The sequence below is a fragment of the Pseudomonas sp. KUIN-1 genome (genome assembly GCF_009176725.1).
Lineage (GTDB): Bacteria > Pseudomonadota > Gammaproteobacteria > Pseudomonadales > Pseudomonadaceae > Aquipseudomonas > Aquipseudomonas fragariae.
The window spans coordinates 5,446,809-5,469,498 of sequence record NZ_AP020337.1 but is presented as its reverse complement, the minus strand read 5'-3'; the positions used below and the strand labels follow the sequence as shown (position 1 = coordinate 5,469,498).

General features: G+C 60.4%; 20 protein-coding genes and 1 pseudogene. 11 read left to right on the top strand and 10 right to left on the bottom strand.

From position 1 onward, the window contains the following. Positions 1-230: 230 nt before the first annotated feature. The 3 genes from choV to KUIN1_RS24790 all read right to left on the bottom strand — a co-directional run bounded on the left by choV (position 231) and on the right by KUIN1_RS24790 (position 3,266). The gene (choV, locus tag KUIN1_RS24800) at positions 231-1,409 is read right to left on the bottom strand and encodes a choline ABC transporter ATP-binding protein (RefSeq protein WP_011269186.1); all 1,179 of its coding nucleotides are present in this window, start codon (positions 1,407-1,409) and stop codon (positions 231-233) included. Next, complete coding sequence (gene choW / locus KUIN1_RS24795; protein ID WP_170846044.1) at positions 1,406-2,254, bottom strand: choline ABC transporter permease subunit; 849 nt, start codon at positions 2,252-2,254, stop codon at positions 1,406-1,408. The genes choV and choW overlap by 4 nt, the downstream gene beginning before the upstream one ends. Before the next feature lie 64 nt (positions 2,255-2,318). Continuing rightward, a complete protein-coding gene (locus tag KUIN1_RS24790) occupies positions 2,319-3,266 on the bottom strand; it encodes a choline ABC transporter substrate-binding protein (protein WP_011269185.1) in 948 nt (315 codons plus the stop codon). Positions 3,267-4,049: 783 nt separating this feature from the next. Here KUIN1_RS24790 and KUIN1_RS24780 point away from each other — a divergent pair. Together KUIN1_RS24780 and KUIN1_RS24775 are read left to right on the top strand one after the other, a co-directional pair. Then, on the top strand, positions 4,050-5,153 hold the full coding sequence (locus KUIN1_RS24780; protein WP_003402189.1) for a GlxA family transcriptional regulator: 1,104 nt from the start codon (positions 4,050-4,052) through the stop codon (positions 5,151-5,153). 126 nt (positions 5,154-5,279) lie between these two features. Then, positions 5,280-5,738: an REP-associated tyrosine transposase gene (locus KUIN1_RS24775; RefSeq protein WP_011269184.1), complete on the top strand. Its 459-nt coding sequence runs from the start codon at positions 5,280-5,282 to the stop codon at positions 5,736-5,738. Between the two features lie 162 nt (positions 5,739-5,900). On the opposite strand, the gene KUIN1_RS28845 is transcribed toward KUIN1_RS24775, so the two are convergent. After that, a complete protein-coding gene (locus KUIN1_RS28845) occupies positions 5,901-6,953 on the bottom strand; it encodes a methyl-accepting chemotaxis protein (RefSeq protein WP_404944247.1) in 1,053 nt (350 codons plus the stop codon). 90 nt (positions 6,954-7,043) lie between these two features. After that, positions 7,044-7,460: pseudogene (locus tag KUIN1_RS28840) on the bottom strand (MCP four helix bundle domain-containing protein); the annotation flags it as partial. 477 nt (positions 7,461-7,937) lie between these two features. On the opposite strand from KUIN1_RS28840, the gene KUIN1_RS24760 reads away from it, so the two are divergent. Together KUIN1_RS24760 and KUIN1_RS24755 are read left to right on the top strand one after the other, a co-directional pair. Next, positions 7,938-8,171, top strand: a complete 234-nt coding sequence (locus KUIN1_RS24760; protein WP_003402183.1) for a hypothetical protein — start codon at positions 7,938-7,940, stop codon at positions 8,169-8,171. Continuing rightward, a complete protein-coding gene (locus KUIN1_RS24755) occupies positions 8,168-8,470 on the top strand; it encodes a cell division protein ZapA (RefSeq protein WP_003316170.1) in 303 nt (100 codons plus the stop codon). Before KUIN1_RS24760 ends, KUIN1_RS24755 begins: the two co-directional genes overlap by 4 nt. A gap of 25 nt (positions 8,471-8,495) precedes the next feature. Here the strand turns inward: KUIN1_RS24755 and KUIN1_RS24750 are convergent, their stop codons facing one another. Together KUIN1_RS24750 and KUIN1_RS24745 are read right to left on the bottom strand one after the other, a co-directional pair. Then, positions 8,496-9,209: a 3'-5' exonuclease gene (locus KUIN1_RS24750; RefSeq protein WP_024641619.1), complete on the bottom strand. Its 714-nt coding sequence runs from the start codon at positions 9,207-9,209 to the stop codon at positions 8,496-8,498. Beyond that, positions 9,206-11,140 carry a DUF294 nucleotidyltransferase-like domain-containing protein gene (locus KUIN1_RS24745; protein WP_152092457.1) on the bottom strand — a complete coding sequence of 645 codons (1,935 nt, stop codon included), beginning with the start codon at positions 11,138-11,140 and terminating at the stop codon, positions 9,206-9,208. The genes KUIN1_RS24750 and KUIN1_RS24745 overlap by 4 nt, the downstream gene beginning before the upstream one ends. A 231-nt stretch (positions 11,141-11,371) precedes the next feature. Between KUIN1_RS24745 and KUIN1_RS24740 the strand changes: the two genes are divergently transcribed. After that, positions 11,372-11,818, top strand: a complete 447-nt coding sequence (locus tag KUIN1_RS24740) for a response regulator (RefSeq protein ID WP_003402175.1) — start codon at positions 11,372-11,374, stop codon at positions 11,816-11,818. A gap of 66 nt (positions 11,819-11,884) precedes the next feature. Here the strand turns inward: KUIN1_RS24740 and KUIN1_RS24735 are convergent, their stop codons facing one another. After that, positions 11,885-14,062 (bottom strand): malate synthase G, encoded by a 2,178-nt coding sequence (locus tag KUIN1_RS24735; protein WP_152092346.1) that lies wholly within the window; start codon positions 14,060-14,062, stop codon positions 11,885-11,887. A gap of 322 nt (positions 14,063-14,384) precedes the next feature. Here KUIN1_RS24735 and KUIN1_RS24730 point away from each other — a divergent pair, with 322 nt between their 5' ends. Then, positions 14,385-14,927, top strand: coding sequence for a glycine cleavage system protein R (locus KUIN1_RS24730; RefSeq protein ID WP_103360286.1), 543 nt, complete (start codon positions 14,385-14,387; stop codon positions 14,925-14,927). Between the two features lie 197 nt (positions 14,928-15,124). Here the strand turns inward: KUIN1_RS24730 and rarD are convergent, their stop codons facing one another. Then, complete coding sequence (gene rarD / locus KUIN1_RS24725; RefSeq protein ID WP_024638690.1) at positions 15,125-16,012, bottom strand: EamA family transporter RarD; 888 nt, start codon at positions 16,010-16,012, stop codon at positions 15,125-15,127. Between the two features lie 813 nt (positions 16,013-16,825). Continuing rightward, positions 16,826-17,800, bottom strand: coding sequence for a serine/threonine protein kinase (locus tag KUIN1_RS24710; protein ID WP_011269177.1), 975 nt, complete (start codon positions 17,798-17,800; stop codon positions 16,826-16,828). A gap of 193 nt (positions 17,801-17,993) precedes the next feature. Here KUIN1_RS24710 and KUIN1_RS24705 point away from each other — a divergent pair, with 193 nt between their 5' ends. From KUIN1_RS24705 to KUIN1_RS24685, 5 genes are read left to right on the top strand one after another with little or no spacing between them, the layout of a single operon-like run. Then, positions 17,994-19,013, top strand: a complete 1,020-nt coding sequence (locus KUIN1_RS24705; RefSeq protein WP_011269176.1) for a LacI family DNA-binding transcriptional regulator — start codon at positions 17,994-17,996, stop codon at positions 19,011-19,013. Continuing rightward, positions 18,997-19,998, top strand: coding sequence for an ABC transporter substrate-binding protein (locus tag KUIN1_RS24700; protein ID WP_003402156.1), 1,002 nt, complete (start codon positions 18,997-18,999; stop codon positions 19,996-19,998). The genes KUIN1_RS24705 and KUIN1_RS24700 overlap by 17 nt, the downstream gene beginning before the upstream one ends. Then, positions 19,998-20,867: an ABC transporter permease gene (locus KUIN1_RS24695; RefSeq protein ID WP_116800391.1), complete on the top strand. Its 870-nt coding sequence runs from the start codon at positions 19,998-20,000 to the stop codon at positions 20,865-20,867. The genes KUIN1_RS24700 and KUIN1_RS24695 overlap by 1 nt, the downstream gene beginning before the upstream one ends. Further along, positions 20,864-21,658 (top strand): ABC transporter permease, encoded by a 795-nt coding sequence (locus KUIN1_RS24690; RefSeq protein ID WP_003316181.1) that lies wholly within the window; start codon positions 20,864-20,866, stop codon positions 21,656-21,658. The genes KUIN1_RS24695 and KUIN1_RS24690 overlap by 4 nt, the downstream gene beginning before the upstream one ends. After that, complete coding sequence (locus KUIN1_RS24685) at positions 21,655-22,686, top strand: ABC transporter ATP-binding protein (RefSeq protein WP_011269175.1); 1,032 nt, start codon at positions 21,655-21,657, stop codon at positions 22,684-22,686. Before KUIN1_RS24690 ends, KUIN1_RS24685 begins: the two co-directional genes overlap by 4 nt. Positions 22,687-22,690 lie beyond the last annotated feature (4 nt).

The following is a 22,690-nucleotide window of genomic DNA, read 5'->3' as shown; positions in this document are numbered from 1 at the left end:
CTGACTTGTCGTTCGGGCGGAACAGAGCCCTCTGAGAGCGATGGTAGGGCCGGACCGAAGACGCCAAATGCCTATGGACGCCACACAAAGGTGCGTTTACGACATGGCGGCTGAGGGAGCAGAAATAGCGGCAGGGGAGTTACCCGGGTGAAGGCTGTGGACGAAAAAAAGCCCGCTCCCGGCTGGATGAGTCCAGCGCGGTGGAGCGGGCTTGTCGGTTGCAGGCCTTGTCAGCCGTGGTTTTTGCCCAGCAACGCGTGATACAGCTCGGTATCACCCAGAATGCCGACCACTTTATTGCCGTCCTGCAGGACCAGTTTGTTGCCGGTCTGGTAGCGGATCTGCAGCGCGTCGCGCATGCCGATGTTGGAATGCACAAGCGTGGGGCGTCGATCCAGGGAGGCGACGTCCTGGCCGGGGGTCCAGTTCTGCAGATCGAGGGCCGAGGCACCTTGCCGTGCACCTTTGATCACGTTGCCTTCGGCCAGATCGAGCCATGAGTCGCCACTCGGGTCCAGGCACACCGAACCGTTGACGTGGGTGCACTCCTCGACGGTACGCATCAGGCTGCGACCGCACAGCACGTTCAGTGGGTTGGTATGTGCAACGAAGGTGCGCACGTATTCATCGGCCGGATTGAGAACGATCTGTTCCGGCACGCTGTATTGCACGATGCGGCCATCCTTCATGATGGCGATCCGGCTACCAAGCTTCAGTGCTTCGTCCAGATCGTGGCTGACGAACACAATGGTCTTGCTCAGCTTGGTTTGCAGGGCAAGCAGTTCGTCCTGCAGACCCTGGCGGATCAGCGGGTCGAGCGCCGAGAAGGGTTCGTCCATGAGCAGGATGTCGGCGTCCATCGCCAATGCTCGCGCCAGGCCCACTCGCTGCTGCATGCCGCCAGACAGTTCGTCGGGCTTCTTGTTGCGCCACTGGGTCAGGCCCACCAGCTCGAGCTTTTCATCCACCAGCTTGCGTCGCTCCTTTTCGGGGCGACCCTGCATTTCCAGGCCGAAGCTGATGTTTTCGCGCACCGTCAGCCAGGGCATCAGGGCGAACTTCTGAAAGACCATGGCAATGCGCTTGGTGCGCATCATTTTCAGTTCGGCTGCGCTGCAGTTGGCGATGTTGATCTGCGAGCCTTCATGCTCGACGAACAGGGAGCCACGGCTGACGGTGTTGAGGCCGTTGATACAGCGCAACAGGCTGGATTTGCCGGAGCCCGACAGGCCCATCAGGACGCAGATTTCGCCCTTCTCGATGTCCAGACTGGCGTTCTCGACGCCGACGATCTGTCCGGTTTTCTTGAGGATCTGGTCACGCGTGAGGCCTTCATCGAGCAGCTTGAGGGCTTCACGCGGGTCCTTGGAGAAGATGACGTCTACCTTGTCGAATTTGATGATACTCATGCGTCGGACCCTACCTTGGCTTCGGGTTGTTTGCAGATGCGGTCGAGCATGATGGCCAGCAATACGATTGCCAGACCGGCTTCGAAACCGAGCGCGATGTCGGCTGTGTTCAGCGCGTTGACTACCGGTTTGCCGAGGCCGTCGGCGCCGACCAGGGCGGCGATAACCACCATCGACAACGACAGCATGATGCACTGGGTAATGCCGGCTGCAATGCTGGGCATCGCGTAGGGCAGTTCAATGCGTGTCAGCAACTGGCGGCGTGACGAGCCGAAGGCCTTGCCGGCATCCAGCAACTCCTGAGGCACATCGCGGATACCCAGGTAGGTCAGGCGAATCGGCGCGGCAATGGCGAAAACCACCGTCGAGATCAGGCCGGGTACCACGCCCAGACCGAACAGCGTGAGCGTCGGAATCAGATAGACGAAGGTGGGCACGGTCTGCATCAGGTCGAGTAACGGCCGGATGATGGTGTAGAACAGCGGCTTGTGCGCGGCAATGATGCCCAGCGGCACGCCGATGACGACACAGACCAGCGTGGCGAAGAGCACCTGCGCCAGGGTTTCCATGGTCTCCTGCCAATAGTGCAGGTTGAGGATCAGTAGAAACGAAAGGATGACGAAAACCGTCAGGCCCCACTTGCGCTGGATGAAGTGCGCGAGGGCGGCGATAAGGCCGATCAGTACGAATGGATTGAACCAGGTCAGCGCGAAAGTGAACCCGTGGATCATCATTTCCAGTGTCGAGGCTATCGCGTCGAAGTAATCGGCGCCGTTGGCCGTCAACCAATCGACAAATGCGGCGATGTACTCGCCCAGAGGGATTTTATGGTCAGTCAGCATGATTTCGGGTGTCCGCTTGCGGAAGGTGAAGAGGGCAGCAGGCGGGTCAGTCCCGCCTGCTGTCGGCTTACTGGGTCAACTTGGCTTTGGCTGCCTCCAGGCCTGGCTTGCCATCGACGGTGTTTACGCCTGCGAGCCAGGTGTCGAGTACTTGAGGGTTTTTCTTGATCCACGCCTTGGCGGCGGCATCAGGCTTCATCTTGTCGTCCAGCACGTTGCCCATCAGGGTGCTTTCCATGTTCAGCGTGAAGGACAGGTTCTTGAGCAACTGACCTACGTTGCTGCACTCCTGACTGTAGCCTTTGCGGGTGTTGGTGTAGATGGTCGCCTGGCCGTAGTTGGGGCCGAAGAAGTCATCGCCGCCAGTCAGATATTTCATCTTGAAGCGGGTGTTCATCGGATGCGGTTCCCAACCGAGGAACACCACATCGTTTTTGCGTTTCACGGCGCGGTCGACCTGCGAAAGCATTGCGGCTTCGCTGGATTCAACGACCTTGAAGCCTGCGTCCTTGAGGCCGAAGGCGTTCTTGTCGATCATGCTCTGGATCAGGCGATTACCGTCGTTGCCAGGCTCGATACCGTAGATCTTGCCGCCCAGTTCCTTCTTGAATTTGGCGATGTCGGCGAAGTCATGCAGGCCTTTGTCGTAAAGCGCTTCCGGGACCGCCAGGGTGTACTTGGCGTTCTCCAGGTTGGCACGCACGGTTTCGACGGTCCCTGCTTCGCGATAGGGCTTGATGTCGTTTTCCATGGTCGGCATCCAGTTGCCGAGGAACACGTCCATGTTCTTGCCGTCGGCCAGCGACTTGTAGGTCACCGGTACGGAAATCATGGTGGTTTTGGTCTTGTAACCCAGTGACTCGAGTACGGCGCTGGTTACCGCAGTAGTGACGGTAATGTCAGTCCAGCCGACATCGGAGAAGTTGACCGTATGACAGGCCTCTGGCTCGGCTGCCTGGGCTAGCACCGGCATACAGAGCGTAGCGGCCAACAGCAACGATTTGGAACCTTTCATGGGGTGGACTCCTGTGAGTTTCTTCTGGTCATCAGCAGGTGAACGCTGACGCGGCTTATGGGTTGGCGAGGCTTTTCGCGAAGCTCCATCACTGCGCCGGGCGATCGAGTCGGAACCGATCATGTAACAGGGAAAATCAAACGCCTACAGGGGGCGTCGTATCCAGTGCAGGAGGCGTCGTATCCAGTGCGCGCAAGGTCGCTTACAGATTCGTTGCATCGTACGCACGCCCGGTTGCAGTGTCGGAACTGCGAAAAAACGGCCAGTACGTTACACGGTTGCTGCGCAGGTCGGCAGCGGTCGGTTGGCAGGTCGGTGCCTGCGCGAACGCGGTGCTTTGGAGGGGAGTAACGCCGACAAGTTCATTATCGGGGCGGATCCGCCAGTGGTCATGCCAGGTCGCGTGCCCTTTTTTTGCGGCTGCGCGCTTTTCGATCACGCGCCCTGCAGGCCGCCACTTTTTAGCGCGAACGCCTGCCCTCGGCACGGCTGCCTCGGGATGTGCCTTGAGTAGCACTCGGCGTGTGAACGCCCCTCGATCGTTTCCCTGAAGTGCTACCGAACTGCTCATCGAACTCCGCGTGCGGCGGCCTCGCCGTCGCAAACAGGTATGAGGGTCGCAGCCGGGTAGACGCTTCGCGACGTCGTTTTCAGGTGTTCTTGAATGAGCGATCAAATTCCGGCATGGGATTTGCGATGTCATTACCAAGCCCTGCAATAACGAGGGCTACAAGAAGAGCCTGTCCTGGGGCCAACCATTGCCATATGAGAGGAGATAGTGTGATGACATCGTTCAATCAAGGGACTCAACCCCAGAACCGCGCGCCTCAGTCCATCGGCTTTCTGCTGCTGGATAACTTCACCCTGATCTCCCTCGCATCGGCGGTAGAACCCCTTCGCATGGCCAATCAGTTATCGGGCCGCGAGCTGTATCGCTGGACCACGCTGAGTGTCGACGGCGGCCAGGTCTGGGCCAGCGATGGTCTGCAGATCACGCCGGATGCGGCGATGCACAAGGCTCCTTTGCTCGACACGGTCATCGTCTGCGGCGGTGTCGGTATTCAGCGCTCCGTCACGCGTGAACACGTCAGCTGGCTACAGGGCCAGGCACGTCAGTCGCGCCGTCTGGGCGCTGTGTGCACCGGCAGCTGGGCGCTGGCGTGCGCGGGTTTGCTGGATGGTTTCGAGTGCAGCGTGCATTGGGAATGTCTGGCGTCGATGCAGGAAGCCTTTCCGCGCGTGTCGATGAGCACCCGGCTGTTCACGCTGGACCGCAACCGTTTCACCAGTTCGGGTGGCACCGCACCTTTGGATATGATGCTGCACCTGATCAGTCGTGATCATGGGCGCGAGTTGTCGGCAGCCATTTCCGAAATGTTCGTCTACGAGCGCATTCGCAACGAACAGGACCACCAGCGCGTGCCGCTCAAGCATATGCTCGGTACCAATCAGCCGAAGCTGCAGGAAATCGTGGCGCTGATGGAAGCCAATCTTGAAGAGCCGATCGACCTTGACGAGCTGGCTGTGTATGTCGCCGTTTCGCGCAGGCAGCTGGAGCGGCTGTTCCAGAAGTATTTGCATTGTTCGCCATCGCGCTACTACCTGAAACTGCGCCTGATTCGCGCCCGGCAACTGCTCAAGCAGACCCCGATGTCGATCATCGAAGTGGCGTCAGTGTGCGGCTTCGTGTCCACACCACACTTCTCCAAATGCTACCGCGAATACTTCGGCATCCCGCCACGTGACGAGCGCGTAGGGTCCAACACCGCACAGCAGGTCGCGATGATGCCGATCCCGCAGGCCCTGGTACTCGCCCCGCTGTCCGGGCCGATGTCGGCCCTGAGTCAGGCGCGTAATGAGTCGACGTTTGCGAGTGTGAGGCTGTAACAAAACGTCCGGTTTGCAAATGCTCACGACGAGAAAGCATCTCTCACAGGCTGTAAAACATTCGCTCTGCTCATCGCCCTACAGACGCTAAGGTTCAACGTTGAACCGGTTCTGGAGGGCGATGGAATGCCTCATTGCGCAACGACACGACACCTGCGCAAAGGCAGATACTCGGCAGTTGGTCAGATTTACATGGTCACTTCAGTAACGAAGGGCCGTGTACCTGTGTTCGCCGAAATGCAGCTGGGACGGCTGCTCGTACGAGAAATGAAGCGTTGCGAAGAGCAGGGGCTGGTCAAGTCTATGGCATGGGTAGTCATGCCTGACCATCTCCACTGGCTTTTTGAACTCAAGGCCGGTGATTTGCCCAGCTTGATGAAACAATTAAAGGCCCGAAGCTCGATTGCAGTTGGAAAACTGTGTGTCCGTCCTCACGCTTTGTGGCAATCCGGGTACCACGACAGAGCAATCCGCGACGAAGAGGATATTGCGCCGATAGCCCGTTATATCGTGGCCAATCCTTTACGTGCGGGCTTGGTTAAAAAGCTTGGGGATTACCCGCTGTGGGATGCTATCTGGGTTTGAGGCACGGGCAGCTTTCGCGAACAAGTTCGCTCCTACGGCCTGCGGCCAGAAGCTGAGGGATCACGGTTTGCTTCTGCCCGAAGGGCGTAGGAGCGAACTTGTTCGCGAAGACTGGCTTTCACACAACATAGCTTCCGGAAATAAAACGCCCGTTTTCGAGCATCAAAGCGCGAAGCGTGCCACCATGCCGTTGAGGTCGATTGCCAGGCGTGACAGCTCGGTGCTGGCTGCGCTGGTCTGGTTGGCGCCGTTGGTGGATTGTGCCGACAGGTCGCGGATGTTGACCAGGTTGCGGTCCACTTCGCGGGCGACTTGTGCCTGTTCTTCGGCGGCGCTGGCGATGACCATGTTGCGTTCGTTGATCTCTTCCACGGCGCTGTTGATGGTGTTCAGGGCCTGGCCTGCGCCCTTGGCGATGTTCAGCGTCGATTCGGCGCGTTCGGTGCTGTTGCGCATCGAGCTGACGGCCTGTTCCGTGCCGGTCTGAATGCTGCTGATCATGCGTTCGATTTCGCTGGTCGATTGCTGGGTGCGATGGGCCAGGGCACGGACTTCGTCGGCCACGACGGCAAAGCCACGTCCGGCTTCACCGGCCCGCGCTGCTTCGATGGCGGCGTTCAATGCCAGCAAGTTGGTCTGGTCGGCCAGGCCGCGAATCACGTCGAGCACCTTGCCGATATCACGCGACTCATTGGCCAGGCTGATGATCAGCTCGGCGGTGCCTTGCACGTCGCCACTCATACGCTCGATGGCGCTGACGGTTTCCTGAACCAGGTCGCGGCCATCGCCCGCAGAGGTCGCCGCGCTGCGCGAGGCCTGCGAGGTGCTGGTGGCGTTGCGCGCCACTTCTTCCACGGCGCTGGTCATCTGGTTGACCGCAGTGGCAGCCTGTTCTATTTCGTCGTTCTGCTGCACCAGCCCGCGTGCGCTTTCGTCAGTGACGGCATTCAGTTCTTCGGCTGCCGAAGCCAGTTGCGTGGCCGAGCCGGAAATACCCTGCAAGGTATCGCGCAGCTTGTCCTGCATGGTTTTCATGGCCAGCAGCAGACGACCGGCTTCATCGGTGCCGTCGATACTGATCGGCCGGGTCAGGTTGCCTTGCGCGATGGTCTCCGCTGCGAGCAGTGCGGTGGCAATCGGTGTGGTAATGCTCTTGATCAGCATCCAGGCAAACACGAGGGTCAGCAGGGTGGCGGCGATCAGCAGTCCGATCACCATATTGAATGCCGAGTCATACTCGATGGAGGCCTGCTCCTTGACCTCATTCAACTGCGCCGTATTGATATCCACCAGCTTGCGCAGCACAACGTTCATCTGGTCGGAGTTGCTGACCATTTCGTTGTTGAGCAAGCCCTGCAATTCGTCGATGTTGTTCGCACGGGTCAGCGTTTTCAGGCGGTCTTCAAGCTGGCGATACTGGCCCAGCAACTGCACGTACTGGCTATAGAGGTTGCGCTCGTCGGGGGTACTGATCAGCTTCTCGTAAACGGTCTGAGCGTCAGTGATCTGCTTGTTGCGCATCGCCATCAGCTCGATGGTTTTCTGCTGGGTTTCCGGATCGCGATTGACCAGCAATCGATAGGACAGCACCCGCAGACGAATGCTGACTTCAGCGAAGCGATCGAGGCTCTTGATGCTGGGCACGTTGCTGTCGGCCAGCACCTCGGTGGCGCTGCGGATCTTGCTCATCTGTGACAGTGCAAAGACGCCCAGAATCAGCATGAGGGTGCCGATCATGGCAAATCCAAGAAACGCTCGAGGCGCGATGTTCATATTTCGCAGGGACATAGAAAGCTTCCAGGGTCATTTACGCGTTCCATGCGATTTAGAGACGGAGATAAAGCCGTAAGTGGGGTGCCTATCGGACGTGCGACTAAAGTCTTGAGCCGATAGGCACGTATTGCGTGTGACTTAATCGTGACGATTTCTTCATTTCTTTCGCCGATCGGGCGCAAGCCTTTGAAAAGACGAGGCGGATGCTTTTTTCACGATGGCAGTCTGCCCATTGCCTGCGCGCATTTGTCGCAGTTTCAGACGGTCTGACGAACAGCAGGAACCGGATACCGAATAAGGAGTCACAAGCCCCCTACGCGTCTACGTTATCGATGTGTCGATGTGATGACAGAGCGGTGAGCGCTGGTATGCGCAGCGACTTTTCTTTATCGTACGCGCCCGTTGAAATTTGCTCGAGAAATCAAAATGTTGGAAGCCTCCCTTAGCCAATTGGAACAACTTGTCGGCGATCTGGTGCAGCAGAACCAGGCCCTTCAGGAAACAAATGCACAGCTCAGTGCCGAGCTGGCAAAAGCCAAGGACGAGAACGAGAACTTGCAACTGAGTCTGATGGAGCAGGAAGAGAAGCATGGCAGCACTGCCGCGCGTATCCAGGCACTGGTTGATCGCGCCACCAGCGCAAGTGCTGTCGGCGCATGAACGTCGATGGCAGCGGTGTAACCGTTCTCACCATTCTGGGCAATGAGTACTCGGTCAAGGCGCCGGCTGGCGAAGACCTGACCCTCATGAAGGCCGCTGCGATGCTCAATGCGTCGCTGGCCGACACCAAACGCAAATACCCGACGTTGATCGGTGACCGTCTGCTGGTCCTTGCAGCGCTGAACCTCTGCTCACAGCAGATCGAGCTCGAGCAACTGCACAAGGTCGAGCTCAAGCGCTACCGGGAGCAGGTTGAAGCGACGGTGGATGTGATCGCCAAGACCATCGCCCCGAACTGAACGGGAGGCGCTGACGAAGTCGCAGTCAGAACGAATGCGACTGTCTGCGCCTGCGCCACTGCCCGAGTGCTTCCTCCAGCCGCAAGGGGCTGTCGATCTGCTGACGACGGGCGTGGCTGAACAGGATCAGCGCCAGTTCTGCGGTAACCAGCGCATCGGCGCTGGCATGGTGACGCTGTTCGGCATGCAGACCAAAGAAACGGGTCCAGTCATCCAGCCCGGCATGACGCAGGTTGGCGTGCTCGCAGAGCATCGGGGCGATTTCGGCGGCGTCGAAAAACGCGTGCTGCAAGCGATAGCCCAGGCTTTCCTTCAAGGCGCGCGACAGCATGTGCTGATCGAATGGCGCATGAAAGCCGAGAATCGGGCTGTCGCCGACGAACTCCATGAAGTCCAGCAAGGCCTCGACCGGCTCACTGCCAGCGGCAATCGCACTGGGCGCCAGCCCATGAATCAGAACGGCCGGACTGATCTTGTGGTCGACGCGCAACAGCGTGCGCTCGAACTGCTGGCCCAGATCGATGGCGCCGTCTTCAATCACCACAGCACCAATGGACAGCACCTGATCGCGGTTCATGTTCAGGCCACTGGTTTCCAGGTCCAGCACGACCCAGCGCTGTTCACGCAGTGACGTGTCACTGAGGTTCGCGCACACCGGCAGTCGTTTAAGGCGCTCCAGTTGGTGCGCGTGCAAGCGTGTCTTTTTCGGCCGTGGTTTGAGCCATTCGAACAGGTTCATAGCTGATAACGCAGGGTCAGGCTGGTTTGCAATCGCTGCGCCTGGCGAAACGATTCGCGCAGAATGCGCCGGTCCAGATGGTTGAGTGTGTCGGGGTCGATGCGGTTGGAATAAGCCAGATTCTGGCGACTTTGCAGCTGATGTTGCTGCATGCGAGTCTGCTGGATGAAGTGATAAGCCTCCTCATACGCAGCACCGTCGAGCGGGTCGATGACTTCGCGCTCGACCAGTTGGCGCAGGCGTTCCTGCGTGTTGTTGACGCCGATACCGTTGGCCAGTGCCAGCAGGCGCGCACCGTCGACGAAGGGCGTCAGGCCTTCGACCTTGAGGTCCAGCGTATCCTTTTCGCTGCCTTTGCGGGCCAGCACGAAATCCTTGAAGCGCCCCACTGGCGGACGCTGGCGCAGTGCGTTGTCGGCCATCATGCGCTGGAACAGCCGGTTGTCTGCGACCTGATCAAGAATGCTGCGGCGCAGTTGCTCGACGCCACTTTCATCCCCCCAGACCACGCGCAGATCGAAATAGATACTCGAGGCCAGCAGGTTCTCCGGTGTCGCCTCGCGAATAAACGTCGAGAAGCGCTGCGACCATTCGAGTCGGGACAGGCACAGGTCGGGGTTGCCGGCCATGATGTTGCCCTTGCACAGGGTAAAACCGCACTGCGCCAGACCCTGATTGATGCGTTCGGCGATCGGCAGCAGTGATCGGCGAATCTGCTCTGCCTCTGCTGCATCTCGGGCCTCGAACAGAATGGCGTTGTCCTGATCGGTATGCAGCGTCTGCTCGCGACGGCCTTCGCTGCCAAAGCACAGCCAGCTGAAGGCAATGCCGGGGTCGCCTTTCTCTGCAAGCGTCAGCTCGATCACCCGGCATACGGTGTGGTCGTTGAGCAGGGTGATGATCTGGGTTATCTGGGTTGAAGACGCGCCATGGGCGAGCATGCGATCGACCAGCTGGACAATATCGCCGCGCAAGCCGGCGAGCGCTTCGATGCGTGGCGCGTTGCGGATGGTCCGCGCCAGATGCACCAGGTCGACCCGTTGCAGGGAAAACAGGTCCCGCTCCGACACCACGCCACACAACCGCCCGTCCCGGACCAGGCAGACGTGGGCGATATGGCGACCGGTCATGGCGATGGCGGCGTCGAATGCACTGGCGTCCGGGCTCAGGTGGAACGGTGACAGGCTCATGGCGTGCCTGACCGGTGCGCTGAAGTCGGCATCCACATCGGCAACCGCCTCACGCAGGTCGCGCAGGGTAAAGATGCCCAGCGGCGCCTGCCGCTCGTCGACAATCACGATGCTGCCTACCTGCTGCTCGTGCATCAGCCGCACGGCGTCGCGCATGGGCGTTTCCGGGCTGCACATCACCGGATGGCGCATGGCAAGTTCACCCAGCCGGGTATTCAGAGAGTACTGCGTGCCCAGGGTTTCGACGGCGCGCTGCTGGACTTGTTGATTGGCTTGATCGAGCAGGCTGCTGACACCGCGCAAGGCAAAGTCGCGAAAGGTTGTGGAGAGCGCGAATAGCTTGATGAACGCCTGCTTGTTCAACTGCAGGCAGAACGTGTCTTCGGCAGCCAGATGCTCGGTGCGAGTGGCGCGCTCGCCGAGCAGGGCGGCGAGTGGAAAACACTCGCCCGTGGTTATTTCGAATGTTGTTTCCGTACCGCCTTTGGCAGAATGCGGGCGCTCGCCGACGATGCGACCCTGCTTGACGATGTAAAAGTGCTCCACCGGTCCGTCGCCAGGCTTGATGATGCTTTCACCGGCCGCGTAGAAGCGCAGCTGACACTGCTCGACCAGATACGCCAGATGGGCGTTTTCCATCTGATTGAATGGCGGGAATTTTTGCAGAAACTGCATGGTGCCGTGTATGTTCTGCAGCACGGCTGTCTTGCCTGCCTGGGTGAAAGCATCTGCCTTGCTCATGGCCTGTTCCGCGTTCTTGTTATTGGTGCTCATGGTCGGCCGCTTGCAGCCAGGTGCCCATTGGACGTAAGTCTTACCTTGAACCCAGTGACACCGCCGTGACGGTTGCGGCATAACTGATTTGACGAGCGCAATGGATTGCGAGCGAAGATTGGCCAGGATGCCGACGAAATGCATCGCAGATTGACCCGTATCTGCTGTCGGATTAGTTCAGGGAATGATGAGACTGCAATGATTGACCACGATATTCTGAGCGACGATGAGCGCGATGCCCTTCATGAGGTCATGCTCACGCCTGCACGTGACGCCCCGCAACGGGTCCTGATCGTCGATGACGACAGCGACGCGCGCGAGCTGCTGGCCGAAATTCTGAGCCTCAATGACATCAGTTGCATGACCGCGCCCGGTGGCGATACGGCGCTGCAGATGATCCACTCGCGTCAGTCCATCGGACTGCTGATCACCGACTTGCGGATGGCGCCTTTTGACGGGCTGGATCTGATTCGCAAGGTTCGTGAGTCGGATCGTGCCGAACTGCCGATCATCATCGTGTCCGGCGACGCCAACGTGCGCGATGCCATCGATGCCATGCACCTGAACGTGGTGGACTTCCTTCTCAAACCGCTCAATACCAAGCAGTTGGTGAAGCTGGTCAAGCGGGAATTGGGGATAAGTTGAGGCGGTGAGCCCTTGCGGGTTCTGGTCCGGCAAGGACCAGAACCCGCAAGGAGGGTGTGCGGCGCATTACAGGCCGTTGATGGCCTTGAACTCCCGACGGCGGCGGTGCAATACCGGCTCGGTGTAGCCGTTGGGCTGCCGGGTACCTTCGATGACCAGTTCGACCGCCGCCTGGAAGGCGATGTTGCTGTCGAAGTCGGGTGCCAGCGGGCGATACAGCGGGTCGTTGGCGTTCTGGCGATCCACCACCGGGGCCATGCGCTTGAGGCTTTCCAGAACCTGAGTTTCGCTGACGACACCATGACGCAGCCAGTTGGCCATGTGCTGGCTGGAGATACGCAGCGTGGCGCGGTCTTCCATCAGGCCGATGTCGTTGATGTCCGGTACTTTCGAACACCCCACGCCCTGATCAATCCAGCGCACTACATAACCAAGAATGCCCTGCGCGTTGTTGTCCAGTTCGTTCTGGATTTCTTCCGGCGTCCAGTCCGTGTTCGGTGCCAGCGCAATGGTCAGAATGTCATCCACCGAGGCTTGCTCGCGCTGCGCCAGCTCGGCCTGACGGGCGAACACGTCGACTTTGTGATAATGCAGGGCGTGCAGCGCAGCCGCGGTAGGCGAGGGGACCCAGGCGGTGTTGGCGCCAGCCAGTGGATGAGCGATTTTCTGCTCCAGCATGGCGGCCATCAGGTCCGGCATGGCCCACATGCCTTTGCCGATCTGTGCGCGACCTTGCAGGCCGCATTTCAGGCCGATGTCGACGTTGGAGTTCTCGTAGGCAGTGATCCACTTCTCGGCTTTCATCTGTGCCTTGCGTACCACCGGACCCGCTTCCATGGAGGTATGGATTTCGTCGCCGGTGCGGTCGAGGAAGCCGGTGTTGATGAATACCACGCGCTCGCTGGCGGCCTGAATGCAGGCCTTGAGGTTGACCGTGGTACGGCGCTCCTCGTCCATGATCCCGACCTTCAAGGTGTTACGCGGCAAGCCCAGTACCTGCTCGATACGTTCGAACAGTTCGTTGGTGAACGCCGCTTCCTGCGGACCGTGCATCTTCGGTTTGACGATGTACATCGAACCGCTGCGGCTGTTGCTGCGCGAGGTGTTGCCGTTGAGGTTGTGGAGGGCGGCGAGGCTGGTCAGCAGGCCGTCGAGAATGCCTTCCGGCACTTCGTTGCCATGCTTGTCGAGTATCGCATCGATGGTCATCAAGTGGCCCACGTTGCGAATGAACAGCAGCGAGCGACCGTGCAGGGTGACTTCGCCGCCCTCTGGCGTGGTGTAGACGCGGTCCGGGTTCATGGTGCGGGTAAAGGTTTCACCGCCCTTGGACACCGACTCGGCCAGGTCGCCCTTCATCAGGCCCAGCCAGTTGCGGTAGACGACCACTTTGTCGTCGGCGTCCACAGCGGCAATGGAATCTTCGCAGTCCATGATGGTGGTCAGCGCGGCTTCCATGAGGATGTCTTTCACGCCCGCCGGATCGGTCTGCCCGACCGGGCTGGCGGCGTCGATCTGCAGTTCGAAGTGCAGACCGTTGTGCTTGAGCAGCAAGGCAAACGGCGCCAGGGCATCGCCTTGAAAACCGATCAGTTGGGCGTCATCGTGCAGGCCGGTATTGCTGCCACCCTTGAGACTGACGACCAGCTTGCCGTCGATCAGCTTATAAGCTGTCGAGTCGGCGTGTGAACCTGCTGACAGAGGCGCAGCCTGATCGAGAAAGGCACGAGCGAAAGCAATCACCTTGTCGCCACGCACCTTGTTATAGCCCTTGCCCTTTTGCGCGCCGCCTGCTTCGCTGATGGCGTCGGTGCCGTAGAGCGCGTCATACAGCGAACCCCAACGGGCATTCGACGCATTGAGCGCAAACCGGGCGTTCATCACCGGCACGACCAGTTGCGGGCCAGCCAGGGTGGCGATTTCTTCATCGACGTTTTGCGTGGTGATCTGGAAGTCCGCTGCTTCTGGCAGCAGGTAACCGATTTCCTGAAGGAAGGCTTTGTAGGCCGAGGCGTCGTGAGCCTGCCCGGCATGCGACTGGTGCCAGGCGTCGATTTTCGCCTGTAACTCATCACGTTTGGCGAGCAGTGCCTTGTTCTTTGGCGCAAGGTCGTGGATCAGTTTGTCCGCACCGGCCCAGAACGCAGTGGCATCGACGCCGGTTCCGGGGGTGGCTTCGTTCTGCACGAAGTCGAACAGGACTCTGGCGACTTGCAGGTCACCGACTTGAACGTACTCAGTCATTGCACTTGCCTCACTCTGCTCAGCAGGGTCGAGCACACTCGGGGAGCGCTCTGTTATTGATCCGGGTGTCATGTAGTGCGAAATTCGGGATACTACATGAGCCGCCGTCGCGTGAAAACGTCGCTGAATATGTCACTAAACGATTGGATATTCATATCGGGTCACGATGATAGTCACCGTGTCCCCAAAGGCGCTCAGGATTGTTCCATAAAGCGTGGCAAACGGTACACGATTTACCGCGAGCCAGGTGCCCGTCGGGCATGCCTATACTCGTATGACCGACGCTGTCTCCTAATCATCTGTGCAGAAAGAGGAATTGACCGTGGATCATCTCGTCGTAACGCTGGTTGCTCCCGACAAACCGGGTCAGGTCGAACGCATCTCGAAGTGCATTGCCGAGCACGGCGGCAACTGGCTGGAAAGCCGCATGTCGCGGATGGCCGGACAATTTGCCGGGATCCTCAAGGTCGGCGTCGAGGCCGAAAAGTACGATGACTTGATCAAGGCGCTGAACGGCCTGTCAGCCCATGGCATCCGCATGCTGCTGGCCGAGAGTGTGGTCGAGACCACTGATACTACTCGAATGATCAGCATGGAGCTGGTCGGCAACGACCGCCCCGGCATCGTGCGTGACATCACCCGTTTGCTGGCCGGGCAGAACGTCAACGTCGAACACCTGATCACCGACGTGTCCCCTGCGCCCATGAGCAGCGAACTACTGTTCCAGGCCAAAGCAGTGCTGGGCGTCCCGCAGGACTTGTCCCTGGATGACCTGCAGATGGCGCTCGAGACCCTGGCGGATGATTTGATGGTGGAGTTGGTGCTGGGGGCCAAGGAGTCATCCGTTTCGGGTTATCCAAGTTAATCGTGCACCTGCCTGTGGATAACCTGGGGGAATAGCCTTGCGGGCCATACCCGCCGAGGCCTGGCGCGTATTGATCAAAAATTCAACAGTTTCAAGGGCTTGTGCACAGATAAGGTCAGTCTGCCTGTGGATAACCCTTGGAGAACCTCTTGCAGGCCACAGTGGGCGTGGCCTGCAAGTATTTGTGTGTTTTTTGATCAGTGACGGCCGCGGGATTTCAGCCAGATATCCACACTGTAGATCGCCAGCCCGGCCCAGATGAAGGCGAAGGTGATGAGGGTGCTGGTGGTCAGGTGTTCGCCATACAGCAGCACGGCCAGCAGCAGGACCAGTGTGGGCGCGACGTACTGCAGGAAGCCCAGAGTGGTGAAAGGCAAATGACGGGCGGCGGCGTTGAAGCACACCAGCGGTACCAGCGTGACCGGGCCGGCTGCGGCGAGCCAGATGGCTTGAGTCGTGGTCCAGAATTCTGGCTGGACGCTCACGGCCGTCGGGTTGATCGCCAGCCAGATCAGCGCCAGCGGCACCAGCATCCAGGTTTCGACGACCAGGCCGGGCAGGGCGGCGACCGGGGCTTGTTTGCGGATCAGCCCGTAGAACGCGAAGGTCAATGGCAGCGCCAGCGACACCCACGGCAGGCTGCCGACGTGCCAGACCTGCTGGGCGACGCCAATGGCGGCGAAGGCGACCGCCAGCATCTGCAGGCGTCTGAGGCGCTCGCCCAGTAGCAACATGCCAAGCAGCACGTTGACCAGCGGGTTGATGTAATACCCGAGGCTGGCTTCAAGCATGCGTCCGTTATTCACCGCCCAGACGTAGATGATCCAGTTGCTGGCGATCAGGGTGCCGCTCAGCGCCAGTACGGCCAGCCGTTGCGGGTTGTTGCGCAGGTCGCGCCACCAGCCGGGATGCTTCCAGAACATCAGCACGATCGAGCCGAAGAGCGCCGACCAGAGCGCGCGATGGATGATGATCTCGATGGCCGGAACGGCGGCAATGGCTTTGAAGTAGATGGGGAACAGTCCCCAGATGATGTAAGCACTCAGGCCCAGAATGTACCCACGGCGTGGATTGGCAGCTTGCATGGAGCGTCCCTTTAATACAGAAAATTCCGGTTTTATTGTGGGGTGATGCAGTTGATGGTTTTGATCGTACTCACGCTGCAGCGCTCGATGTTATACACAGGTTCGACCGATTCACGACATCTGTGCCGCGCCGCTTGCCCAGGATCGGACGCAGAGCGTCGCACGATAGTTGAGATTATCGTTCCTCACGCTCCGTGGGAATGCCTTGGGTGACGCTCCGCGTCACAGATCTGCGCCGCGCCGCATGCTCCGGATAGGACGCGGAGCGTCCAGAACTGCATGCGACGCGGAGCGCCGCACGATAGTTAAAACTGTCCAACTTTCGGGGGGCAGTCCACGGAGCGTCGGCACGATAGTTACAGAACTATCGTTCCTCACGCTCCAGCGGGGGAATGCCTTGGATGACGCTCCGCGTCACAGATCTGCGCCGCGCCGCATGCTCCGGATAGGACGCAGAGCGTCCAGGAATGCATGCCCACGCGGAGCGTCGGCACGATAGTTACAGAACTATCGTTCCTCACGCTCCAGCGGGGGAATGCCTTGGATGACGCTCCGCGTCACAGATCTGCGCCGCGCCGCATGCTCCGGATAGGACGCGGAGCGTCCAGAAATGCATGCCCACGCGGAGCGTCGGCACGATAGTTACAGAACTATCGTTCCTCACGCTCCAGCGTGGGAATGCCGTTCGTGACGCTCCGCGTCACAGATTTGCGTCGCTCCGCACATTCAGGATCGGACGCGGAGCGTCCAGAACTGCATGCGACGCGGAGCGTCGCACGATAGTCGGGGTTATCGTTCTGCACGCTCATCAGGTCAAAACAGTTTTAACGGCTCTTCATTCAGTGCTGCCATCTGCTCGCGCAGGGCCAGGATATGGTCGCCCCAGTAGCGCTCCGTGCCGAACCACGGAAAGCTGTGCGGGAACGCCGGGTCATCCCAGCGCCGGGCCAGCCAGGCGCTGTAGTGCATCAGGCGCAGGGCTCGCAATGGCTCGATAAGCGCCAGCTCGCGTGGGTCGAAATCATGAAATTCGTTGTAGCCGTCCATCAGCTCCGACAGCTGACCCAGACGTTCCTGACGGTCGCCGGCCAGCATCATCCAGATATCCTGAACGGCAGGGCCAAGGCGGCAATCGTCAAGGTCGACGATGTGGAACATCTCGTCGCGGCACATCATGTTGCCGGGGTGGCAGTCGCCATGCATGCGGATGTTGGTGTGCGGTGTGGCCGCGTAAACGTCTTCGACACGCTTGAGCAGGTCGCGGGCCACCGACTCGTAAGCCGGCAGCAGGCTGCGCGGAATGCAGTCGTTTTCCAGTAGAAAGTTGACCGAATCATGGCCGAAGTTCTTCACGCCCAGGGCTTCACGATGGGCGAACGGTTTGGTCGAGCCGACGGCATGCAGACGGCCCAGTAACTGGCCCAGGCGATACAGCTGATCAAGATTGCCCGGCTCCGGCGCTCGTCCACCGCGACGCGGGAACAGCGTGAAACGGAAACCGGCGTGCTCGAACAGGGTGGCGCCGTTGTGCACCATGGGCGCGACCACGGGCACTTCGACCTCGACCAGTTCAGCAGTGAAGCTGTGCTCTTCAAGGATGGCTTCGGTGGTCCAGCGCTGTGGGCGGTAGAACTTGGCGATCAGCGGTTGGCCGTCTTCGATACCGACCTGATACACGCGGTTTTCGTAACTGTTGAGCGCCAGGATGCGGGCATCGCTGAGAAAACCGATGCTTTCGACAGCATCCAGAACCAGATCGGGAGTAAGTGTTGCAAACGGGTGAGCCATGACTACTCCTGCGCGCAGCAGGTTGCCGCGTCGGACCGCTGATGGTAACGCAGACCGGTCCCGCTTCGCCAAACCCATCCGATTAAAGTGCTCAAGGGTCGGATTGTCACCAAACGGTCATCACCCGGTCGCGGTTTGGCCATGTTCGCCGCTTAGAGTTGTCGCCAATGAGATCGATCTCAAGCGAGCGACCATGACTGATCTGAAAGAGGTAGCGCATCTGGCCGGGGTTTCCCGAGCCACGGCGGCACGAGCCTTCGCAAGCCCCGACGTAGTGCGCCTGGAGACCCGCGAGCGGGTATTCGCCGCTGCCCGCGCCCTGGGTTTTCGCCCCAACCGGCTGGGCCGCCAGTTGCGCCTGCAAACCACCAACCTGATTGGCGTGGTGGTGCCCAACCTGCTCAACCCGGTGTTTGCCGAGCAGTTTCAGGCCATGGAGCGGGCGGCGCGGGCGCGGGGCTATAACCTGCTGCTGGCGACCACCGACTACACCGCAGAGCGTGAAAGCGCTGTGGTTGAGGAGTTGTTGCGTCAGCGGGTCGACGGGCTGGTGCTGACGGTGACCGATGCCGAGCACAACCGGGTACTGCAAAGCCTGATCAATGAAGACACCCCGTTCGTGCTGGCCTATCACCAGACCGGCAATCCGGATTACAGCGCGGTGTCTGTGGATAACCGGGCGGGCATGGCGCTGGCTACTCGATACCTGATCGATGCAGGCCATCAGCGCGTTGCCATGGTCGCAGGCCCGGCCATGCAGTCCGACCGCGCCCGACTGCGTTATGAAGGCTACCGCGACGCCATGGCCGCGTGTGGGCTTGAAGCGCGACCAGTGATTGAGATGCCTGCTCATACAAGCGCCGATTTCGCTGCACTCGAACCCCTGTTACGTGGCCCGGACGCGCCCAGCGCGCTGGTCTGTTCCAACGATTTGCTGGCCATCAGCCTGATTGCCGAATTGCGCCGCAACGGCTGGGGCGTTCCCGAGCGTCTGTCGGTGATCGGCTTCGACGGCATCGCACTCGGCACGCAGATGCACCCGACCTTGTGCAGCGTGGTTCAGCCTATCGCCGAGCTGGCGCATATCGTCATCGACCAACTACTGGCACGGATTGCTGGCGCAGTACCGGTTTCTCATTGTCTGCCGTGCCACATCCGGCCCGGCGAAAGCACCCAGCCCTACCAGGAGATGCTTCATGCTCAGCCTCAGTAAAACCCTCGCGGCACTGCTGTTATGCGGTGCGGCCAGCCTCGCCCAGGCCGCCGAAACCGCCATCTGCTACAACTGCCCGCCCGAATGGGCCGACTGGGGAACGCAGCTCAAGGCGATTGCCGACAGCACCGGTGTCCAGGTGCCGCTGGACAACAAGAACTCGGGCCAGGCGCTGGCACAGATCGTTGCCGAGCAAGCCGCGCCGGTCGCTGATGTGGTGTATTACGGCGTGACGTTCGGCCTGCAGGCGCAGAAGGCCGGCGTGGTCGACACCTACAAACCCAAGCACTGGGACGAGATTCCGGCAGGCCTGAAAGACCCTGAAGGGCACTGGTTCGCCATTCACTCCGGGACCCTCGGCATCATGGTCAACGTCGACGCACTGGGCGGTCTGCCGGTGCCGCAAAGCTGGGCGGATCTGCTCAAGCCCGAGTACAAGGGCATGGTCGGCTACCTCGACCCGTCCAGTGCGTTCGTTGGTTACGTGTCCGCCGTGGCGATCAACCAGGCCATGGGCGGCACGCTGGACAACTTCGGTCCGGCCATCGACTACTTCCAGAAACTGGCGAAGAACTCGCCCATTGTGCCCAAGCAAACCGCCTATGCACGCGTGCTGTCCGGCGAACTGCCGATTCTGGTCGACTATGACTTCAACGCCTATCGCGCTCGCTACAAGGACAAGGCCAACGTCGCCTTCGTGATTCCCAAGGAAGGCACCATCGGCGTTCCGTACGTGATGAGCATGGTCGCCAAGGCGCCGCATCGTGCCAACGCCGAGAAGGTGCTGGATTTCGTGCTGTCCGATGAAGGGCAGGCGTTGTGGGCCAAGGCTTACCTGCGTCCGGTGCGCTCGAAGATGCCTGCCGAGGTGGCTGCGCAGTTCCTGCCGGACAGCGATTACGCCCGTGCCGGCGTGGTGGATTACCAGCACATGGCCGCCGTGCAGGAAGCCTTCGCCGCCCGTTATCTGCGTGAGGTGAAGTAATGTCGGCCTCGCCGGAACAAGCGCTGGCTCTGCGCAAGGGCGGATTTTTCAGGCTGCGGCTGCGCCCGACCGCTGCGGTGGCGCTGGCCCCGGCGATGGCCGTATTGCTGGCATTCTGGCTGCTGCCGCTGACCCACTTGATCGTGCTCGGTGCAAAAAGTACCGATGGCAATGCCAGCGGTTACTGGCAGGTCCTGAGCAGTGCTCAGTACCTGGGCAGCCTGGTGCAAACCTGCCTGCTGGCGCTGGTGGTGACGCTCGCAGCGTTGCTGGTCGGCGGCATCAGCGGTGTGTTTCTGGCCCGCAATCATTTCTTCGGACGCTCTGCGCTGGTGGCCTTGCTGACCTTCCCGCTGGCGTTTCCCGGTGTGGTGGTCGGCTTTCTGGTGATTCTGCTGGCTGGTCGCCAAGGCATCTTCGCCGCGCTCGGGCTGCACCTGGCGGGCGAGCGCTGGGTGTTCGCCTACTCGCTGACCGGGCTGTTCATCGGCTATCTGTATTTCTCGATTCCGCGCGTGATTCTGACCGTCATGGCGGCCTGCGAAAGCCTGGACCGCAGCCTTGAAGAAGCCGCGCATTCATTGGGTGCCGGTCATTGGCGGGTTGTGTGCGATGTGATCGTTCCGGGGCTGGCGCCCGCGCTGGTGTCGTGCGGCGCGATCTGCTTCGCCACGTCGATGGGCGCCTTCGGCACCGCCTTTACCCTGGGCACGCGCCTGAACGTCACGCCGGTAGCGATCTACAACGTGTTCACCAATTACGCCAACTTCACCGTGGCCGCCGCGCTGTCAGTGATCCTCGGGCTGGTGACGTGGGCAGTGCTGTTGCTGGCGCGTCGTATGGTCGGTGAATCGGGAGTTGTCCTGTGAAACGTTCACCGCTGTTCGTGGCGCAACTGGCGTTCACCCTGTTGGTCTGTGCGTTCATGCTGGTGCCGGTGGTGCTGTCACTGCTGGCCGGCCTGACGCGCAATTATTTTCTCGGTCTGTCGAGCGGTCTGACCTTCGACTGGCTGGTGCAGGTCTGGCAGGCCTATTCACCAACCGTCTGGCTGTCATTGCAACTGGCCGTGGCGTGCGCGATCTGCGTGTGCCTGGTGGGTGTTCCAGCCGCGTATGCACTGGTGCGCATGAACAATCGCTTCAGCCGGGCCTTCGAGGAATTGATGGTCTTGCCCGTCGCCATGCCCGGTCTGGCCAGCGCCCTTGCGTTACTGCTGACCTACGGCCAGTTCGGCGGCTTTCGCAGCAGTTGGTTGTTCATTCTGGTCGGCCACGTGTTGTTCACCCTGCCGTTCCTGGTGCGCCCGGTCATGGCGGTGATGCAGCGTCAGCAACTGCCGGTGCTCGAAGAGGCGGCCGCCAGTCTGGGCGCCGGGCCGATCAAGCGTTTCTTCAGTGTGGTGGTGCCTAACTGCCGCGCCGGGATTCTCGCTGGCGTGCTGATGGTCGTGACCCTGTCGCTGGGCGAATTCAACCTGACCTGGATGTTGCACACGCCGATGACCAAAACCCTGCCGGTGGGTCTGGCCGACAGCTACGCCTCGGCCCGACTGGAAGTCGCCAGCGCCTACACCCTTCTTTTTCTGTTGCTGATTGTGCCGCTGCTGATTGCGTTGCAGGCCATCAGCGCGCGTCTTGCCCGTGGAGAGAGCCGATGAGCGGAACCACCATTCGCCTGAAAGGCTGCCGCAAGGCATTTGCCGACGGCACCGTTGCTGTAAAGGATCTGCACCTGACCATCGAACCCGGCGAAACGCTGGCGATCCTCGGTCCGTCCGGTTGCGGCAAGACCACCACCTTGCGGCTGATTGCCGGGCTTGAACGCCCGGACGTCGGCCAGGTGCTCTTCGATGATCAGGACGTGACACGTCTGCCCATCGAGCGGCGCGACGTGGGCATGGTGTTTCAGAACTACGCGTTGTTTCCCAACCTCGATGTGGCCGGCAATATCGTTTACGGCCTGAAGATTCGTGGTCTGTCGGCTGCCGAGCGTAACAAGCGTTGCGATGAGTTGCTGGAACTGGTCGGTTTGACCGGCCACGGCAATCGCCGCGTCAACGAGCTGTCTGGCGGTCAACGGCAACGGGTCGCACTGGCCCGGGCACTGGCGCCGCGTCCTCGGGTGCTGTTGCTCGACGAACCGCTGGCAGCACTGGATGCGCAGTTGCGCGAGCGCTTGCGCAGTGAGCTGGACCAGCTGCTGCGCGGGCTGGGCATCACCTCGGTGTTCGTCACTCACGATCAGGGCGAGGCAATGGCCCTGGGCGACCGGATTCTGGTCATGGAAAAAGGTTGCGTCTCGCAATTGGCGACGCCGAGGGAAATCTATCAACAGCCTGCCAATGCGTTTGTCGCCGGGTTTGTCGGCAATCTGAACGCGTTCAGTGTGGTCGAGCGCACCACCTCAGGCCTCAAGGTGAGCGGTGGCGAGCTGCCGTGGCTCGGTGCTGACGTACCGGGCACTGTTTACTGCCGCCCCGAGCACCTGCGTTTGATGTCTGGAAGCGGCCATCTTCATGGGCGTCTGGTCGGGCAGTTTTTTCAGGGCGCGCAAAGTCGCTTGCTGGTCGATGTCGGTGGCCCGCAGCCGCTGCTGGTAGACAGCACCGACAACGTGATTTACGCCGCAAACGCAGTCATTGCCTTGAGTGTCGACCCGCAAGTGCTGTTTACCCTGCATTCGTGAAACC

Bases quoted from the DNA above. Each gene is read 5' to 3' on its own strand.
- choV (WP_011269186.1), bottom strand. From the start codon at position 1,409: ATGAGTATCATCAAATTCGACAAGGTAGACGTCATCTTCTCCAAGGAC.
- KUIN1_RS24790 (WP_011269185.1), bottom strand. From the start codon at position 3,266: ATGAAAGGTTCCAAATCGTTGCTGTTGGCCGCTACGCTCTGTATGCCG.
- KUIN1_RS24780 (WP_003402189.1), top strand. From the start codon at position 4,050: ATGACATCGTTCAATCAAGGGACTCAACCCCAGAACCGCGCGCCTCAG.
- KUIN1_RS24775 (WP_011269184.1), top strand. From the start codon at position 5,280: ATGCCTCATTGCGCAACGACACGACACCTGCGCAAAGGCAGATACTCG.
- KUIN1_RS24760 (WP_003402183.1), top strand. From the start codon at position 7,938: ATGTTGGAAGCCTCCCTTAGCCAATTGGAACAACTTGTCGGCGATCTG.
- KUIN1_RS24755 (WP_003316170.1), top strand. From the start codon at position 8,168: ATGAACGTCGATGGCAGCGGTGTAACCGTTCTCACCATTCTGGGCAAT.
- KUIN1_RS24750 (WP_024641619.1), bottom strand. From the start codon at position 9,209: ATGAACCTGTTCGAATGGCTCAAACCACGGCCGAAAAAGACACGCTTG.
- KUIN1_RS24745 (WP_152092457.1), bottom strand. From the start codon at position 11,140: ATGAGCAAGGCAGATGCTTTCACCCAGGCAGGCAAGACAGCCGTGCTG.
- KUIN1_RS24740 (WP_003402175.1), top strand. From the start codon at position 11,372: ATGATTGACCACGATATTCTGAGCGACGATGAGCGCGATGCCCTTCAT.
- KUIN1_RS24735 (WP_152092346.1), bottom strand. From the start codon at position 14,062: ATGACTGAGTACGTTCAAGTCGGTGACCTGCAAGTCGCCAGAGTCCTG.
- rarD (WP_024638690.1), bottom strand. From the start codon at position 16,012: ATGCAAGCTGCCAATCCACGCCGTGGGTACATTCTGGGCCTGAGTGCT.
- KUIN1_RS24710 (WP_011269177.1), bottom strand. From the start codon at position 17,800: ATGGCTCACCCGTTTGCAACACTTACTCCCGATCTGGTTCTGGATGCT.
- KUIN1_RS24705 (WP_011269176.1), top strand. From the start codon at position 17,994: ATGACTGATCTGAAAGAGGTAGCGCATCTGGCCGGGGTTTCCCGAGCC.
- KUIN1_RS24700 (WP_003402156.1), top strand. From the start codon at position 18,997: ATGCTCAGCCTCAGTAAAACCCTCGCGGCACTGCTGTTATGCGGTGCG.
- KUIN1_RS24695 (WP_116800391.1), top strand. From the start codon at position 19,998: ATGTCGGCCTCGCCGGAACAAGCGCTGGCTCTGCGCAAGGGCGGATTT.
- KUIN1_RS24685 (WP_011269175.1), top strand. From the start codon at position 21,655: ATGAGCGGAACCACCATTCGCCTGAAAGGCTGCCGCAAGGCATTTGCC.